This is a genomic window from Providencia sp. M-27 (assembly GCF_011077905.1).
In the GTDB taxonomy this organism is placed as follows: domain Bacteria; phylum Pseudomonadota; class Gammaproteobacteria; order Enterobacterales; family Enterobacteriaceae; genus Providencia; species Providencia huaxiensis.
In genome coordinates this window covers 163,077-179,870 of the sequence record NZ_JAALBT010000001.1, presented here as the reverse complement: position 1 = coordinate 179,870, position 16,794 = coordinate 163,077, and the positions used below count along the sequence as shown (strand labels likewise).

Below are 16,794 nucleotides of genomic sequence, written 5' to 3'. Positions count from 1 at the left end.
TTAAGTGATCATGTTCAAAGTAAAATTCACTAATACCAAAAATATCAATGCAATAAGTCAAAGTTAATTAGATGTAAAAGAATTGAATTCATTATGTTCTTAGTCATACAATAAGTCCTATATGATGATACGAATCAATTTCATTTATCTTTATATAACCTCAAATTAAGGTATTATTATTGACAGTCAATTTGGAGGGGATAATCAATGGCAACGATGAGGGATATTTGTAGGATTGCTGGTGTTTCGCACGGCACAGTCTCTAATGTGTTAAATGGGCGTGGTAACGTCAGCGTAGAGAAAATGGAAGCTGTGTTAAATGCAGCCAAAGAACTGGGCTATAGCGTTAACACACAAGCTCAATTACTCAGAGCAAATACAAATATTAAGATTGCTATTGTACTCCCCCACCTAACATCAGAAAAATACACTGTACTATTCAACTCTATTCGCCAAACGATCGAAGAGTGTTCAGATTTGCCATTTGATATCTTCCTGACTGATGAGCTCAAATCTAAAGAATTGAAAGTGCTGCAAAAAATCGCCTCCGGTGGATATAAAAGTGTTATCTCTGTTAGTTGTCTTGATGATGCTGCTATTTATTTTGATACGCTTCAAATTGCCCCTGAAAATGTGACTTTTGTCTATCGAAAACCCCAAAATGCTAAAATCCATTTTGGCCTTGACTACGTTCAGGCAGCTGAAGCCATCGCAAATCAGATAGCAAAAAACTCATATAAAAGAATTGGAGTTTTTGCCGAGGCCTCACATCATTTGAATAGTGAGGAGTTTGTGCGGGAAGTACGGCTATCATTACAAAAATACGTGCCGAATATCGAAATTGTTGTGTGCTACTCAAGCGACCTCGAATCCTACAATACCGCATTTGATTTTTTCGCAAATAACCAAAAGTTAGATGCAATCATTACGCAAGATCTCGAAAGAACTCGATATATCACTCAGGCTAGTTATTTCGGAAGCTCGAGAGCTGCGCCCCGTATTTTTTCATTAACTGGCAGCACACCGCCAATGGTTAATGGAATATTTTGCTCCCCGATTAATTACGCCCAATTAGGTCAAGATGTTGCTATTCGCTTATTTCAAAATGAGGGGCAAAAGCTAGAACAGGAACCGCAAATCTCCAACCCTTGTAGCCGTGTTTACACCAGTGAGGTTAGAGATGGTGAACGTCTTCGAATTGATACGCTTAATTTACTAACGATCCCCAGTCCTTCAACCGACGCATTACAAAAGCTGCTTCCTAACTTTTTCGCCCAAACAGGAGTCCACGTTAATATCTCTGTTCGCCCCTTTGGTGAGATATTCAACATCCTTAATACGATAGAAGAGCATGCTTTTTACGATTTATTACGCGTTGATGTCGCTTTCTTTCCTTGGTTTGCAGAAAAGACACTCGTTCCACTTAGTGCGATAGGTAATGGATTAACAGACTTGCAATCAAAGTACACAGAACAAAAGCAAAACCGATTCTGTTTGGTTAATGGCACAGCCTATGCAATGCCGTTGGATGCAAGTGTACAACTTATGTTTTACAGAAAAGACCTATTCGAAGACCCAATTACAAAACGCATGTACTTTGAATCGACAGGCAAAGAGCTGAAAGTTCCTTCTACTTTTGAAGAATACGACAAAATAAGCCATTTTTTCTATACTCATCGAGAAGCAGGCAACGAAAATAAACCTTATGGCTCCTCTTCGACAACAGGCAGTGCTGGAATAATCTCATCAGAGTACCTGCTACGCTATTATGCCGCAGGTGGACGCTTGTTTGACACCAGTACAGAACCAAGTTTAAGCCCTTTGATTGCTGAGAAAGTGCTTACTGACTACATGAACCAACTCTCCTACACAGACCGGATTAACAGTGAGTGGTGGGGAGAATCGATAAAACGGTTTGAGTCAGGAGGCCTTGCGATGAATATCGCGTATATGAATTTATTTAATGATGTAGCTCATAGCCCCATGTCCAATAACATTGGATTCGCCCCAGTGCCTGGAGGAAAGCCTCAAATTGGCGGTGGGGTTTTAGGTATGTCACGTTGTAGTAAAAAGACAGAATTAGTCGAGCATTTTTACCGCTGGCTATACTCTGACGTCATTCAGGATCATATACTGATGCTTGGTGGGAATACTATTCAGCGTAATTATATTTACATGCAAGAGGTTAGGCAGCGTTATCCTTGGCTTTCGCTTTCATATAATGAAATTAGGACGGGAGTCCGTGAATCCACAATGCCTAATGGAGAAGCATTTAATCTTCGTCAGGCTGAAAATATCATTGGCCGTGGGGTCATTGATGCTTTAGATGGGTTAATGACCATTCAGGAAACCATTCAGAAGATAAATCTAGGGTTAAAAAATCTTTAAAAATACAGGCCACAGCCTCTCGAGGCCGTGGTCTTGTTTAATTTTTATAATGTATATCACTAACGGCTCTTAGCTTCTCTGCAGCCTGTTCTGGAGTCAAATCTCGTTGCGTTTCAGCCAACATTTCATAGCCTACCATAAATTTTCGTACTGAAGATGAACGTAGTAATGGCGGATAAAATTGGGCGTGTAACTGCCAATGGTTAATGCTCTGGCCATCCTTGAAGAAAGGTGCAAAGTGCCATCCCATCGAGTAAGGGAAAGATGTTTTGAACAGGTTGTCATAGCGTGAAGTGAGCTTTTTTAATGCAAGTGCGAGGTCACCCTGCATCTCTTCCGTTAATTCATTCATGCGATGAACAATTGATTTTGGCATCAATATTGTTTCAAATGGCCAAGCCGCCCAATATGGAACCACCGCAATCCAATGCTCCGTTTCTACCACCGTGCGTTTTCCGTCACTCATTTCAAAAGCAGCGTAGTCCAAAAGAAGATTGGAGCCATTTTCCTTATAGTAACGCTGTAGGTTTTCATCTTTTCGCTTTATTTCGTTAGGAAGAAAATCAGAGGCCCAAATCTGCCCGTGAGGGTGAGGTTGTGAGCACCCCATCATTTCACCTTTGTTTTCAAACGCTTGAACCCACAAATACTCCTCCCCAAGTTCAGAAAGCTGTTCGTTCCATGTTTTCACGACGTCTTTAATTTGTGAAACACTCAGTTCTGGCAATGTTTTACTGTGATCTGGAGAAAAGCATATCACTCGACTAAGACCTCGCACAGCTTGAGTGCGGAGCAAACGAGTTATATTTTCAGGCTGCGCAGAACCTTGCGGTGTTAAGGCAGAAAAGTCATTTTGGAAAACAAAAGTTCCTTTGTAGTCTGGGTTTATCTCACCTGAGACTCTTTTATTTGTTGGGCATAAAAAACACTTTTCATCATATTCAGGCTGTTTTGTTGCCTCAGGAGCCTCATCCATGCCATTCCACGGTCTTTTAGCTCGGTGAGGTGACACAAGCACCCACTGGTCAGTTAGCGGGTTATACCGGCGATGTGGCACCTCTGTTGGGTCGAATTTGGGTAAACTCATGTTGGACCTCATTTATTAATATTTGAATCGTTGTAGCCTTCCGGGTTATTGCTTTGCCAACGCCAAGCATCATCAGCCATATCCTGAATGTTTCGTGTTGCCTTCCAGTGGAGTTCACGTTGGGCTTTCTCCGGTGTTGACCAATACTCTGCAATATCACCTTGACGACGGGCTTTAAATTCGTGAGCAATGGGCTTGCCACAAGCAACCTCAAATGCATGAAGCATTTCTAAAACACTGGTACCTTTGCCCGTTCCCAAATTATAAACATGTAGCCCAGGCTGCTTGCTCACCATATCCAGTGCTGCAACATGTCCATCCGCCAGATCCATAACGTGGATATAATCCCGAACGCCAGTACCATCAATCGTGGGGTAGTCATCACCAAAAATTGAAAGGATAGGACGCTTACCAACAGCGACTTGAGTAATATAAGGGGTAAGATTATTGGGGATCCCTAACGGGTCTTCCCCCATCTCGCCAGACGAGTGTGCCCCGACGGGGTTAAAATAACGTAACAGGGTTATTGACCACTCAGGCGCTGAACTCTGCAAGTCCGTTAAAATACGTTCAACCATGTGCTTGCTCGTTCCGTAAGGGCTGGTCGTTGCCCCCGTACTGAAGGTTTCGTCTATAGGTACAGTGTCAGGCTCACCGTAAACAGTGGCTGACGAACTGAAAATGATGCTGTGAATGCCATGTTCTTGCATTACTTTAAGCAATACAAGCGTGCCATTGACGTTTACATCATAGTAACTAAGTGGCTTTTCAACAGACTCGCCCACTGCCTTTAAACCTGCAAAATGAATAACAGATTGAATATTATGTGCTTTAAAGATACAGCGAAGCATACTTGCTTCTCTTATATCCCCTTCGAAAAATACAGGACGGACACCTGTCAGTTTTTCAATTCGGTTTAACACTTCTATATTCGAATTTATTAGATTATCGAGTATCACAGGGATATAACCCGCTTTAATGAGTTCGACACAAGTATGACTTCCGATATAGCCCATTCCCCCTGAGACTAAAATTTCTACTTTTTCCATATTGACCTCGCTGAATCGATTTTATCAATCATACGATTTGAACGTATCAATTCCATGTGTTGGTGTTAAAAATTGAACAGAGATCACAATACATATCCAAAATTAATTTTAATTACGAATTGCCAATAGGGTTCTTTGATTGTTTTTACATGGCAGGCTTTAACTTAATTATTGCAGTCGCTGTTATGTTTATTTTTGCTTTTCTAAAGTTATACGTTCCAATTCCGAGGTGCTGAAATTGCTCTCTTGTGTTTTGCATCTACACTTTCTATTAGCGAACGGAACTATTTGATATTTTAAGTTTTATAATAATATCAACCACAGTAATCACTAAAAAAACAAACGGACTTGACCATCCAAATTATGAACCTTAAGGCGTCCAACATGGCAAACATAGTTAAGTTAATGAAGTCATTGTTTTATATGACATTAATGCTCTTTATTTATGGATTACCAGTGCATGCAAATGAGATGAAGGAAACAGAATCATGGGTAAGCTGGGGGGAGCAATCCATCAGTCTGGGTAGCCCTCCAATTTATAGCTTTAAAGCCAAAAGTGATGTAAAAGTGAGAAATAACGAAAGGCCTCTATTGGTAGACGTCTATCTACATAATATGAAATACCAAGGGCCCAATTACGACCAGACACGAGTCCGAGTAACCGCATCAGCTAAACACGTGATTTCTGGAAAATTGATGCGACAAGAATCAAATGAAGTATTTGGAAAAATCAAAGAATTTAAAACTCGATTTGAGTTCCCTGCTATCCGCTCAGGGGATTACGAAATCGAAATTGAAATGATAAAAATTGAATACCTCGATGATAACTATCCTGTCTGGTCCTTCGTAATTAAAGGAGCTGATAGCCGAAAAGGAACTTCATTCATAGCAGGACAAGCAGCCTATGAAGCTAATCGAATTCATTTAGCGGCATTAGATGTACAAAAGACTAAAAAGGCAGGTCAATACGTTTTCGGTCAAAGAAAAGATCATACAGATTATTATGAGGTTCCTGTCATTCTCGGGTCGGACAGTTATACAGTTAGACTGACCGGTAGCCTTCTGATGATCCCTAAACTCATTGATAGAGTTCGCTATGTATACCCGCATCTGCTAGGAGATATGCATAAGGGTAAGTCTGAGCGCTGTGAATACAACGCTTACGCTACCGTAGATTATCAGCATCAAAACGCTGAAATCTATACGCCGTATGAAGCCTGGCAAGAACTTGATGGCCCTTTAGTGGCACTAAATGCCAATTTCTTTGATATCCGCAAGCAAGCTGCGCAAACCAACTGGAAGATGAATCGGTGTTCATCTCCAATGGGTATGTATTATGACAATGTAACAAAAGGGCCAACTCAAGGTACTCATAATTCTCCAAATAAATATCTCGCGGGCTTGCCTTATTTTATAAACCCTAACAACTATAAATCTATCAAACTCGATACAATGCTTTGGCTCGATGATGTTTATTCACATCGCATGCTGATCCATGCAGACTCACTGGAAGCAAAAAATGTCGAACAACAGATGAAAGAGTTAGACCGTGATGGATTCAAATATATTGCTGTTTCCGGTGTGGGGATTAACGACCGAATAGAGGATCCTTCTATTACCCCATCATATGCAGAAAGAGGGTTGGGTAGAGTGGCGATGAGTTTTAATGAAGATGAAAATCTGATTTATATCTATCAAGGAGGAGACGTAGATGATGGCCTAGACCGTCGTGAGCTATATGGCCTGTTCAAAGCATTACATGTAGATAATGCAATTGAGTTCTCTGGTGGCCCATACGCTGCTATCGCAATCAAAGATGATAGTTTCACTGTTTATGGTGGAATAAGAACAAAATCTTCTTGTCCTGATAACCGTGTATGGTGTTCAGCACCTACAAACGAAAATGGGAAACCTGGCGCAACACCTGCATGGTTAGGCATTTCAAACCGTTAATTTCCGCTCAACCCGAAGAAATGGCACTGTATTCGCTATGCAGTTTCTTCACCAACGGCTAAACCGACGATACGAGCTACCCACCCGTAGCTCGCTACAAAATAGACGTTCTAGGTCATATCAAACCAATCAAACTGAGGTACCGTAGAGTTAACAACCATCTCCTTAAGGAATGGTTTAATGCAGACAACAAAAAAGGATAGTTTTTAGCTATCCTTTTAAGTAATTATATGATGTGACTAATAATTAGTGTACGCGATCTTCAGGGTCGATATCGTCACCATCTTCGTCGTCATACTCTGCATCTGGGTCTTCAAAATACGTGCCCCAACCATCATAGTTGATGCCCATTTTCTCAGCCAGTTTCATTAATTGTTCAACCTGTGCGTCAATTAGTTCTGCATTTAATGCACTTTCACTAATCACATCACAGCACATCAGGGTTTCACCTGTCTCAATTTCGAGCTCTTCCGCATCCGTGACTTCATAGCCTAGTTTAAAAGCTTCAACAGCCGCTTTTTCTAACAGCGCAAAGTTGTCCGCAGAGAAATGATGCTCAATCGCATACAATGCATCTGGATCGCTGCCATCTTCCAGTAATTCTTCGATAATTAAGCGAGTTTCTTCGTACTGCGCATCGAGTTCAGCTTTATCTACCATATCCACACCCCTTTTGTTTCTTTGTCGCTCATCTTTCTTTGCGCCATTCTCCCATACGGTTGACAGTGAAACCATATATTTAAAGATAATTTCTTTTACATTGGGGGTTGATTTTGAATTTTTATGAATATAAATTGAATATTAATTCAAAACAAAAAGGCTGACAATTATGAATCCCCTATATAATAAACCTTTTCTAAGGTTACTTGATTTTACTTCTAGCGAAATTCATTCACTTTTAAAACTCTCTTCTTGGTTAAAATCAGAAAAAAAAGCGGGCACAGAACAGCCCCTCCTTTCAGGTAAAAACTTTGCCCTTATTTTTGAAAAAGATTCAACACGGACACGCTGTGCATTTGAAGTTGGCGCATTTGACCAAGGTGCTAGAGTCACGTATTTAGGGCCTTCCGGTAGCCAAATTGGCCATAAAGAAACCATGAAAGATACCGCTCGAGTCTTGGGCAGGATGTATGACGGTATTCAATACCGTGGATTCGCCCAAAACACAGTAGAACTCTTAGCCGCGCACTCGGGAGTGCCTGTATGGAATGGACTAACTAACGAATTCCATCCCACACAGTTATTAGCCGACCTGCTGACCATCCAAGAACACCGACCAAATACGCCATTCTCAGACATTAAATTTGCCTATTTAGGTGATGCGCGTAACAACATGGGTAATTCGATGCTAGAAGCCGCTGCACTCACAGGTTTAGATTTACGCCTTGTTGCGCCAAAAAGTTGCTGGCCAGATGAAGACTTAGTGAAAACTTGCCAAGCACTGGCTCAAAAAACGGGGGCAAAAATCACACTCACAGAAGATGTCGCCGAAGGTGTAAAAGATGCTGATTTTATCTATACCGACGTGTGGGTATCGATGGGCGAAGCCAAAGAAGTATGGGCACAGCGCATTAATTTATTGAAGCCATATCAAGTGAATATGGATGTAATCAAGCTTACTGGTAACCCGAATGTGAAGTTCTTACATTGCTTACCTGCATTTCATAATGAAGACACCACATTAGGTGCTCAATTAGCTAAAGAATTCAATATGTTTGGCGGTTTAGAAGTCACGGAAGAAGTCTTTGAATCACCTTATAGCATTGTCTTTGACCAAGCAGAAAACCGCTTACACACCATCAAAGCGGTAATGGTGGCGACATTAGCGCCAGAACTTCCTATTAATGTTTTTTAAATTCCTACCCTCAACTCAACCAAATGAGTTGAGGGTAACCTATCATTATGGACGTTCACCTTTTGCCAAACGCTCATTGATACAATCAATAACCGATGGTAAATCAGCCAAAGTATCAATCACATAATGAGCACCAGCGGCATACAATTTCTCTGCAGCTTGCTGTTTCAATAAATTCACCGCATCAATCGACATCCCTTGATATTCTTCCCATGTTTTACCGAATTCATTACCCGAAACCGATAGCCCGATGCTCCACATCCCAGCATTGCGCCCTTCCTCAATACCAGGAACAGCATCATCCACTTTGATACAAGCAGAGACGGACCCCACGCCTAACTCAATGACATTCTGTAAAGCCATCCAAGGCCCCGGACGCCCACCAGCAAGTAGGTCATCACTCGCGACCCAGTAGTCGGGTTGGTAACCCAACGCCTTTGCTGCAGGAACTAATTTTTCCATCACGGCACGGGGGTAACCTGAACAAGAGCCAATCTTAATATTTTGGCTGCGTAATGTATTGATTGTGTCGACAACACCAGCGATTGGTGCTGCAAAATCGACAACCTTCGCAATTTGCAATGGCATAAAGGCCGCATAGATTTTATCAATGTCTTCACTGTTCATTGAGCGACCAAATTTTGCTGTCCACAACCTATCGACTTCTGGTAATTTTCCTAATGCTTCAATATGTTGCCATTTACCCAATCCCATAGGAATACGTGCTTGAGCCAATGTAATGTCCACATCAAACACAGATTTAAATGCTTCGATGAAAATCTGAGTAGGTGCAAAAGAGCCAAAATCTACAGTGGTTCCTGCCCAATCAAGAATAACGGCTTCAATACGGTTCATTTCTTTTCCTTATATTTCCCAGTAAATGGCTTTTTCTATTGCTAACAACAATGCATTGATGTCTTTTTCATAAACCTCACCAATGTTTCCAATGCGAAAACAGTCGCTTTGCGAGACCTTGCCCGGATAAATGACAAAGCCTTGTGATTTTAAATTTTGATAAAATTGCTTAAATTGGTAATCAGGCGAATTTGGTGAGTAAAATGCGGTGATAATCGGCGAATGGAGGCTATCTTCTAACAGTGTGGTAAAACCTAATTTACGCATACCAGACACCAACTTGTATTGATTCCCCTGATAACGTTGAAAGCGAGCTGCCACCCCGCCTTCTTGAGCTAACTCCTTGAGCGCTTGGGCAAACGCTAATACGGTATGAGTTGGAGAAGTAAATCGCCATTTACCTTGAAAATCTTCCATACAACGCCACTGCGCATATAAATCTAGCGATAATGAACGGGAACGCCCCTTACAACGTTCAAGCGCTTCGGTACGGGCGATAACAAAAGCAAACCCCGGAACCCCTTGAATACATTTATTTGCTGAACTAATTAAAAAATCAATGTTAAGCTCAGCAATATCCATGGGGACCCCGCCAAAACTACTCATTGCATCCACGATATAGCGTTTTTGATATTGCTTCGCTAATTTCGCGACTTTTTCTATCGGGTTTAAAATCCCTGTCGTGGTTTCACAGTGCACCATCGCAATATGCGTGATCGGGTTATCCTGTTGTAATATCTGCTCAATCTGCTGTAGATCAGGCAGAGACACTTCACCACAATCATAAATACAATGGGAAATTCCTAAACCTTGAACCATTTCTGCCATTCGAGCACCATAGGCGCCATTACTGATAATTAAGATTTTTTCTTTAGGGCCAATTGCACTGCCTAGAACAGCTTCAACCGCATAACTCCCACTTCCCTGCAGTAACACCGACGAATACCCTTTTTTGTCGGTTGCCAGTGCGACTAACTGTTGGCGGATGTTTTGGACAACACCTAAATTGTAATCATCATCCCATGTACAGCTATCAAACAGCATGGCTTCCTTCACCGTTTTAGACGTCGTAAGCGGCCCCGGTGTTAATAGCAAATAATTGTTGTTTGTCATTCAATTCACCTTTGGTCTATACCAGATTGCTATTATAATGATCGTAGCCCGCCCAAAAGGTCAAAGGAAAAGTGCGTGTGAAACAAAAAATTCATATAACTATGTATAATATGGCGGAAACAATAATAGGAAATAACCATGAAATTATCCGCGGATGAAACCCCACAATACCTGCTTATCAAAGCCCAATTACAGGAAAGGATTCAAAATGGCGAGCTAAAATGTGGTGATAGACTCCCTTCAGAACGCGAACTTTGTGCTATTTTCAATACCACACGCATCACTATTCGCGAAAGTTTGGCACAGTTAGAGTCCAGTGGGGCAATTTACCGCTCTGAGCGGCGCGGTTGGTTTGTCACACCTGAGCGTCTTTGGTTGGATCCAACCCAAAATACCAATTTCCATAAACTTTGCCTCGAACAAGGTCGCCAACCAAAAACAGTTTTATTGGATGGGAAAGTTATTACCGTTCCTCTCGAGGCTATGGATCCGTTAAAACTTCAATCATTTGAACAAATTTATTTACTCACCCGCCTACGTTTTGCTGATGACAGGCCCGTTTGTTACTGTGAAAACCATTGCTTACCTGCTCGCGTTCCCGAGCTATTGCGCCATGACCTCAATGGCAGCCTGACGGAGGTATACCAAACTCATTTCAATTTAATTTATACCAGTATGCATTTGTCTTTCTACCCAACGGCAATGCCGGCTCAAGCTGCGCAAGCACTGGGCGTTACGGTTGGTCGTCCAGCCCTATTGTTGCAGCGTTTAAACTATGACCAACATGGGCGAATTTTAGATTATGATGTTGAATATTGGCGCCATGATAGTTTGCGCATCGAAGTCGATACTTTGTAAGCATTTTTGCTTATAAAAATAATTTTAGCTATTTAGCTGTATTTCATCTTTTTGTCATATAAACCCGTTAGCGTAAAAAGCATCTGGTATATACCAGAATACATTTTACCTTAACAGGAGAGAACCATGAAACGCACCTATTTAGCAGGCCTATTAATGGCAGCCTTTTGCTCTACCTCTGTTTTTGCCGCTGATGTTGTTACTGTTTACTCCGCTGATGGGCTGCACGATGGCAACAACAGCTGGTATAAAAATCAGTTTGAGGCATTCACCAAGCAAACAGGTATCAAAGTACAGTATGTTGAAAGTGGTTCAGGGGCGATAGTTGAAAGGCTCTCTAAAGAGCGTACCAATCCACAAGCGGATGTACTCATCACTGTTCCGCCATTTATCCAACGTGCAGCAAAAAACCAATTATTAGCTGAATTTACCCCCGAAGCTGCAGCTAATATTCCTAATTCAAACCACTATTACACACCGTTGGTCAATAACTACCTGACTTTTATCTATAATGCCAAACTGCTTAAATCCCCACCTGAAAACTGGAGCGCCTTACTCGATCCCCGCTTTAAAAATAAACTGCAATATTCAACCCCGGGACAAGCTGGGGACGGTACCGCAGTAATGCTACAAGTTTTCCACAGTTTTAATGGTAAAGACGCAGGGTTTGATTACCTCGGGAAATTGCAGGCTAATAACGTTGGCCCATCAGCTTCCACCGGTAAGCTCACCGCACTTGTCAATAAAGGGGAGCTTTATGTCGCTAATGGCGACTTGCAAATGAATTTATCCCAAATGGCACGTAACCCTAATGTCCAAATTTTTTGGCCTAAAGATGCCAACGGGGAGCGTAGTACGCTGGTTTTACCCTATGTTATCGGCCTAGTTAACAACGCCCCCGAAACAGAAAATGGTAAAAAACTGATTAATTTCCTTTTGGATAAACCATCACAAAGCCGTGTCAGTGAGCTTTCATGGGGCATGCCTGTTCGTTCCGATATCACCCCATCCGATAAACAATATCATACGGCTCTTCAGATGTTAGAAGGCGTGAAAACTTGGCAACCTAATTGGGATGAAGTTGAAGTTTCCCTATCCGATGATATTTCACGTTGGCAAAAAGTCACTGACGGTGAGTAACTTAAGATGTTGATGAAACGAAAAGTCACTACAGTAATGCAGCAAACCGAACACTCAGGGATCACATTAGAGTCTTTGCGTGTCTCCTATCATAATAATGTCGTGCTTAAGCCCCTAGACTTAACCATCGAACCTGGGGAAATATTGGTGTTGATTGGCCCATCAGGTTCAGGGAAAACCACGGTACTGCGTGCTATTGCAGGGTTTGCACAACCTGATAGTGGGCGCATTTTACTCGGTGATACGGATATCACCCACCTTCCCCCGTACCAACGTGGGCTTGGTATGGTCGTGCAAAACTACGCACTCTTTCCCCATATGAAAGTGGAAGAGAATGTCGCATTTGGCTTGCGAGCACAAAAACAACCCAAAGCACTGATTAATGAACGAGTCGTTGAAGCCCTTAAAATTGTTGGAATGACAGATTACGCAACCCGCTATCCACACCAACTTTCTGGGGGGCAGCAACAGCGTGTTGCGATTGCTAGAGCGATTGCCGTAAGGCCGAGAGTTTTGTTACTCGACAAGCCGCTTTCCGCACTAGATGCGCAAATTCGTCATAATATGGTCGAAGAAATCGCCCGTTTACACCGCGAACTGCCTGAATTGACCATCCTTTATGTCACTCATGACCAAACTGAAGCACTCGCACTTGGTGATAAGATTGGCATCATGAAAGAGGGCTATTTAGTCGCACATGGTGAGAAAAATGCCTTATATCACCGCCCGCCCAACCGCTTTGCGGCTGAGTTTTTAGGCCGAGCCAATATTCTAGCCGCTACCGCACTTGGTTTTTCAACAAGCCCCGGGAAAGTGAATGTCAGTTGTGGTGGAACATTGCTGGAAGCCCATACATTAGGTATGAGAGCGGGTACACACAAATGGGTGTGCATCCGCCCGCAACACCTCACTCTATTGCCAAATACCAATACCACTAATCAGCTACAAGCCACATTAACGTCTATTCGCTGGCAGGGGGATTTAACCCATTTAATTTGTGATGTTGCCGGGGAAACAGTGAGTGTTGCCGTTACCCATTTGGCCTCACCACCTGCAGTAGGCGATAAACTCACTTTATGGTTTTCACCTGCGGATACCGTTTTAATTGAGGAATAACATGTCACATATTAGCGTGCCAAAAGGTTCATCAATAACGATAAAGCCCATTTATTGGATATTGCCCCCATTATTGGTGTTAATTACGCTGTTTTTTTATCCCTTATTGTTGATAGCACAGCAAGCACTGCAAAATGAGGCGGGAAAATGGGGACTGGACGCATTTTGGCAACTGATTGAGTCAAAACGCTTTATTAATGGGTTATGGAATACGCTCTATATCGCCATTTTGGCCACGTTAGGCTGCCTTGTGATAGGGAGTGTTTTATCGCTGATCTTGGTGTTTGTTCCTTTCCCTGGAAGCCGTTTTATTACTCAAGTGATTGATACTTTTATTGCTCTACCGACTTTTTTGATCACCCTCGCTTTCACCTTTATTTATGGTTCTGCTGGGCTACTCAATGGTACTTTGATGGCATTGTTTGATTTCGAGTTGCCACCCGTTGAGTTCCTTTATTCAATTCATGGCGTGATCCTAGCAGAAATTACCGTTTTTACCCCTTTGGTCATGCGTCCTCTCATGGCGGCACTGCGCCAAATAGACAAGAGCCAGCTAGAAGCCGCAAGTATTCTAGGCGCGCATCCTGCACGAGTTATCGCGAAAGTCATTTTCCCTGCGGCACTTCCCGCTCTACTAGCTGGTGGCAGCCTGTGCCTACTGTTAACCACCAATGAGTTTGGCATCGTGCTATTTATCGGGGCGAAAGGCGTCAATACCTTGCCGATGATGGTCTACAGTAAAGCGATATTAGAGTCAGATTATGCGGTGGCATGCATGATTGCCTTAATTAACATCCTGCTTTCACTCGGGTTATTTTTCCTATACAGAATAGCGACCACTCGCCTTGGGGTAAGGAATTAATTATGTTGATTTGGTCTAAAAAAGGGCGAGCCACAGCTACTATCATTGCTATCAGCTTATTTGGTTTATTATTTTTACTGCCTTTAGTGATGATTTTAATGTCGAGTTTCAGCCGACAATGGAATGGTATTTTGCCTTCAGGGTTTACTTTTGAACATTTTGTGAACGCGTTTAGTGGGCCTGCTTGGGATGCCATATTATCGAGCCTAGTGGTTGGTTTTAGCGCCAGTCTATTTGCGTTGTTTTGTGGGCTTTGGGCTGCGTTAGCATTAAGAAGACACAGCGGGAAAATACAAAAGTGGCTGAGTATCGCATTTTATCTCCCCAGCGCCATTCCTTCTGTTTCTATCGGGCTTGGGATCCTTGTGGCATTCAGCCAAGGCTATTTACAGATGAATGGTACCTTTTGGATTGTATTTAGTGCTCATTTCGTGTTGATTTCTGCCTTTACGTTTAGCAATGTTTCCACTGGCTTAGCGCGTATTTCTCCCGATATTGAAAATGTTGCTTTTAGCTTAGGCGCTTCCCCTTGGTATCGCCTCTGCCATGTGACCTTACCACTATTGATGCCATGGATGATTTCAGCATTAGCATTAAGCCTATCACTGTCCTTAGGGGAACTTGGTGCCACAATGATGTTATATCCCCCCGGTTGGGCCACTTTACCCGTATCTATTTTCAGTTTGACTGATAGAGGCAATATTGCAGATGGTTCGGCACTGACGATTGTGTTAGTTTCAGTAACATTATTCCTAATGTTTAAACTCGAAAAAATAGCAATAAAATTAGGGCAAAAATAAATACCAAGCCAGATAAAAACCCATCATGGGTTTTTATCTATTTTCTCATAACTCTAAAGTTTATTAACGATAATACACTTACATCAACACTATTATTTAATTTAAAATTAACAAACTATATTCTTAAAATTAAATTAGAAACCAATCATAAAAAAACACGCAGATTACTTAAGTAAAAAAACATAGCTATTAAAATATATAACTATTAAATAAAATATATTAGCTACGTATTTACCCCCAAACGCTTAAATATGATAAACCGCCACGGTTTAAAAAAAGAGTTTTAACTCAAATTGAAATTCAAAAGCAAGATTAAATAGTTATTTAATCTCCATCTATTTAATAGAATTAATATATTTATTAGAATATAAAACTTCTCAAAATCAATAAAAGGATTTTTATTATGCATTTGCTAAAAAAAAGTGGTTTAGCACTCTTACTGTGTGTGTCTTTACCTGCTCTATCCGCCGTTCAAAATATGCCAATCAATATCAAAGGGACGTTCTCAAACGTGACCCAGCCTTGTAATGATACCAAGCTTGAAAATACAACAAATTTTGGTGCTATCAATACATTAGAAAAAGTGGGTGATGAAACCGCATACCGTAACTCGGGTTATTTAAGTTTTTCATGCGAATTCCCTGCAGATGCGAAGCTCACTTTCGTCGCCAACAATGCGCCAAATTCACCTGAAGCATTTAAAACCTCAAGTGATGCATTTGGTGTGAAATTAAAATATAACAGCACCGAAATTAAACCTGGTCAATCTGATGATATTAAAGTAGTTAAAGGCGGAAATACTATTTACTTCTATACCAGTGTTGCTCGTTTATCCGCAAATGGCCCTAATGACTTTGGTAATCACACCTTTGATATTACTGGTAACTTAGCGATTACTTACCAGTAACAGATAGAAAAAAAGATATTCGTGGCTGAGCAAGATTATTCCTCAGCCACACAATAATGGTTTAATAATATAAAAATAGATAAAGCATGATTTATCATTTGAGAAATACTATGAATTATGTCCCCCCTTTAAAAGCATTATTACCCTTCGTATTATTATTCGGCACGGTTTCTATTTCTCAAGCGGCGACACAAAATATGCCTATTCATATTAGTGGCTCCTTTTCAGCAACAACCGCAATATGTCAAATGTCGAGTAATACAATATCGAGCTACCGTGCATTGTCCGTTGGGAGAAATGGAAATATAGGTCAAGAAATCGCACCGCATAAAATTGAGCTCAATATTGATTGCAATATGAACGCCAAAGCACAACTATCCTTTAATGCGCCATCAACGCCTTATTCGAGTAATTTATTCCAAACTTCCAGTAATGCATTCGGCGTTAAATTAAGCTGGCAAGGGGAGCCTATTTTCCCTAATGAAAGCGTTGCCATTACCATGACTCAGAATCAAAAAAATTACTATGTCGATGCAGTCTTAGTCAGAGTTGCGCCAAATGGGATTGGAGATTATGGCGAACACTCGTTTAATATTGCTGGAAACTTAGCGGTAGATTACCCATAGATACTGGCTGGTTTCTACTATCGCTCAATTTTCCGTCATCTTGTTGATTTTTCCACTTTTATCTCATCGTCTAGTTTTTGTACACAATAGAAACGTAAATGCAAAAATAAAAAAAATGTATTTTTCTTTATGCAAACGCTTGCGTCATGGAGCGAGATGCGTATAATGCGCCACAATTTGCCGGG

At 41.4% G+C, this 16,794-nt stretch carries 15 protein-coding genes; 10 read left to right on the top strand and 5 right to left on the bottom strand.

The window, feature by feature from the left end; genetic code table 11:
- Window positions 1–207 precede the first annotated feature (207 nt).
- Window positions 208–2,388: an extracellular solute-binding protein gene (locus G6Q48_RS00875; protein WP_166264040.1), complete on the top strand. Its 2,181-nt coding sequence runs from the start codon at window positions 208–210 to the stop codon at window positions 2,386–2,388.
- 37 nt (window positions 2,389–2,425) lie between these two features.
- Here the strand turns inward: G6Q48_RS00875 and G6Q48_RS00870 are convergent, their stop codons facing one another.
- Both G6Q48_RS00870 and galE read right to left on the bottom strand, forming a co-directional pair.
- Window positions 2,426–3,475: a UDP-glucose--hexose-1-phosphate uridylyltransferase gene (locus G6Q48_RS00870; RefSeq protein ID WP_102138176.1), complete on the bottom strand. Its 1,050-nt coding sequence runs from the start codon at window positions 3,473–3,475 to the stop codon at window positions 2,426–2,428.
- A gap of 8 nt (window positions 3,476–3,483) precedes the next feature.
- The gene (gene galE, locus G6Q48_RS00865) at window positions 3,484–4,524 is read right to left on the bottom strand and encodes a UDP-glucose 4-epimerase GalE (protein ID WP_166264038.1); all 1,041 of its coding nucleotides are present in this window, start codon (window positions 4,522–4,524) and stop codon (window positions 3,484–3,486) included.
- Window positions 4,525–4,908: 384 nt separating this feature from the next.
- Here galE and G6Q48_RS00860 point away from each other — a divergent pair, with 384 nt between their 5' ends.
- Entirely contained in the window at window positions 4,909–6,477 is a 1,569-nt protein-coding gene (locus G6Q48_RS00860; RefSeq protein WP_166264036.1) for a hypothetical protein, read from the top strand.
- Window positions 6,478–6,723: 246 nt separating this feature from the next.
- Here the strand turns inward: G6Q48_RS00860 and rraB are convergent, their stop codons facing one another.
- Window positions 6,724–7,137, bottom strand: a complete 414-nt coding sequence (rraB, locus tag G6Q48_RS00855) for a ribonuclease E inhibitor RraB (protein ID WP_004907524.1) — start codon at window positions 7,135–7,137, stop codon at window positions 6,724–6,726.
- 169 nt (window positions 7,138–7,306) lie between these two features.
- On the opposite strand from rraB, the gene argF reads away from it, so the two are divergent.
- Complete coding sequence (gene argF, locus G6Q48_RS00850; RefSeq protein WP_166264034.1) at window positions 7,307–8,332, top strand: ornithine carbamoyltransferase; 1,026 nt, start codon at window positions 7,307–7,309, stop codon at window positions 8,330–8,332.
- Window positions 8,333–8,377: 45 nt separating this feature from the next.
- Here the strand turns inward: argF and phnX are convergent, their stop codons facing one another.
- Window positions 8,378–9,187 (bottom strand): phosphonoacetaldehyde hydrolase, encoded by an 810-nt coding sequence (phnX, locus tag G6Q48_RS00845; protein ID WP_166264032.1) that lies wholly within the window; start codon window positions 9,185–9,187, stop codon window positions 8,378–8,380.
- A gap of 9 nt (window positions 9,188–9,196) precedes the next feature.
- On the bottom strand, window positions 9,197–10,300 hold the full coding sequence (gene phnW / locus G6Q48_RS00840; protein WP_166264030.1) for a 2-aminoethylphosphonate--pyruvate transaminase: 1,104 nt from the start codon (window positions 10,298–10,300) through the stop codon (window positions 9,197–9,199).
- Window positions 10,301–10,438: 138 nt separating this feature from the next.
- Here phnW and phnR point away from each other — a divergent pair, with 138 nt between their 5' ends.
- The 7 genes from phnR (at window position 10,439) to G6Q48_RS00805 (ending at window position 16,609) form a co-directional block, all read left to right on the top strand.
- Window positions 10,439–11,158, top strand: a complete 720-nt coding sequence (gene phnR / locus G6Q48_RS00835; RefSeq protein ID WP_166264028.1) for a phosphonate utilization transcriptional regulator PhnR — start codon at window positions 10,439–10,441, stop codon at window positions 11,156–11,158.
- Window positions 11,159–11,284: 126 nt separating this feature from the next.
- Window positions 11,285–12,298, top strand: a complete 1,014-nt coding sequence (locus tag G6Q48_RS00830) for a 2-aminoethylphosphonate ABC transporter substrate-binding protein (RefSeq protein ID WP_166264026.1) — start codon at window positions 11,285–11,287, stop codon at window positions 12,296–12,298.
- A gap of 6 nt (window positions 12,299–12,304) precedes the next feature.
- A complete protein-coding gene (phnT, locus tag G6Q48_RS00825; RefSeq protein ID WP_166264024.1) occupies window positions 12,305–13,414 on the top strand; it encodes a 2-aminoethylphosphonate ABC transport system ATP-binding subunit PhnT in 1,110 nt (369 codons plus the stop codon).
- A 1-nt stretch (window position 13,415) separates the two neighbouring features.
- Window positions 13,416–14,276, top strand: a complete 861-nt coding sequence (phnU, locus tag G6Q48_RS00820) for a 2-aminoethylphosphonate ABC transporter permease subunit (RefSeq protein WP_102138185.1) — start codon at window positions 13,416–13,418, stop codon at window positions 14,274–14,276.
- Between the two features lie 2 nt (window positions 14,277–14,278).
- The gene (phnV, locus tag G6Q48_RS00815) at window positions 14,279–15,076 is read left to right on the top strand and encodes a 2-aminoethylphosphonate ABC transport system, membrane component PhnV (RefSeq protein WP_102138186.1); all 798 of its coding nucleotides are present in this window, start codon (window positions 14,279–14,281) and stop codon (window positions 15,074–15,076) included.
- A 403-nt stretch (window positions 15,077–15,479) separates the two neighbouring features.
- Complete coding sequence (locus G6Q48_RS00810) at window positions 15,480–15,983, top strand: fimbrial protein (protein ID WP_102138187.1); 504 nt, start codon at window positions 15,480–15,482, stop codon at window positions 15,981–15,983.
- Window positions 15,984–16,093: 110 nt separating this feature from the next.
- Entirely contained in the window at window positions 16,094–16,609 is a 516-nt protein-coding gene (locus G6Q48_RS00805; RefSeq protein ID WP_166264022.1) for a hypothetical protein, read from the top strand.
- Window positions 16,610–16,794 lie beyond the last annotated feature (185 nt).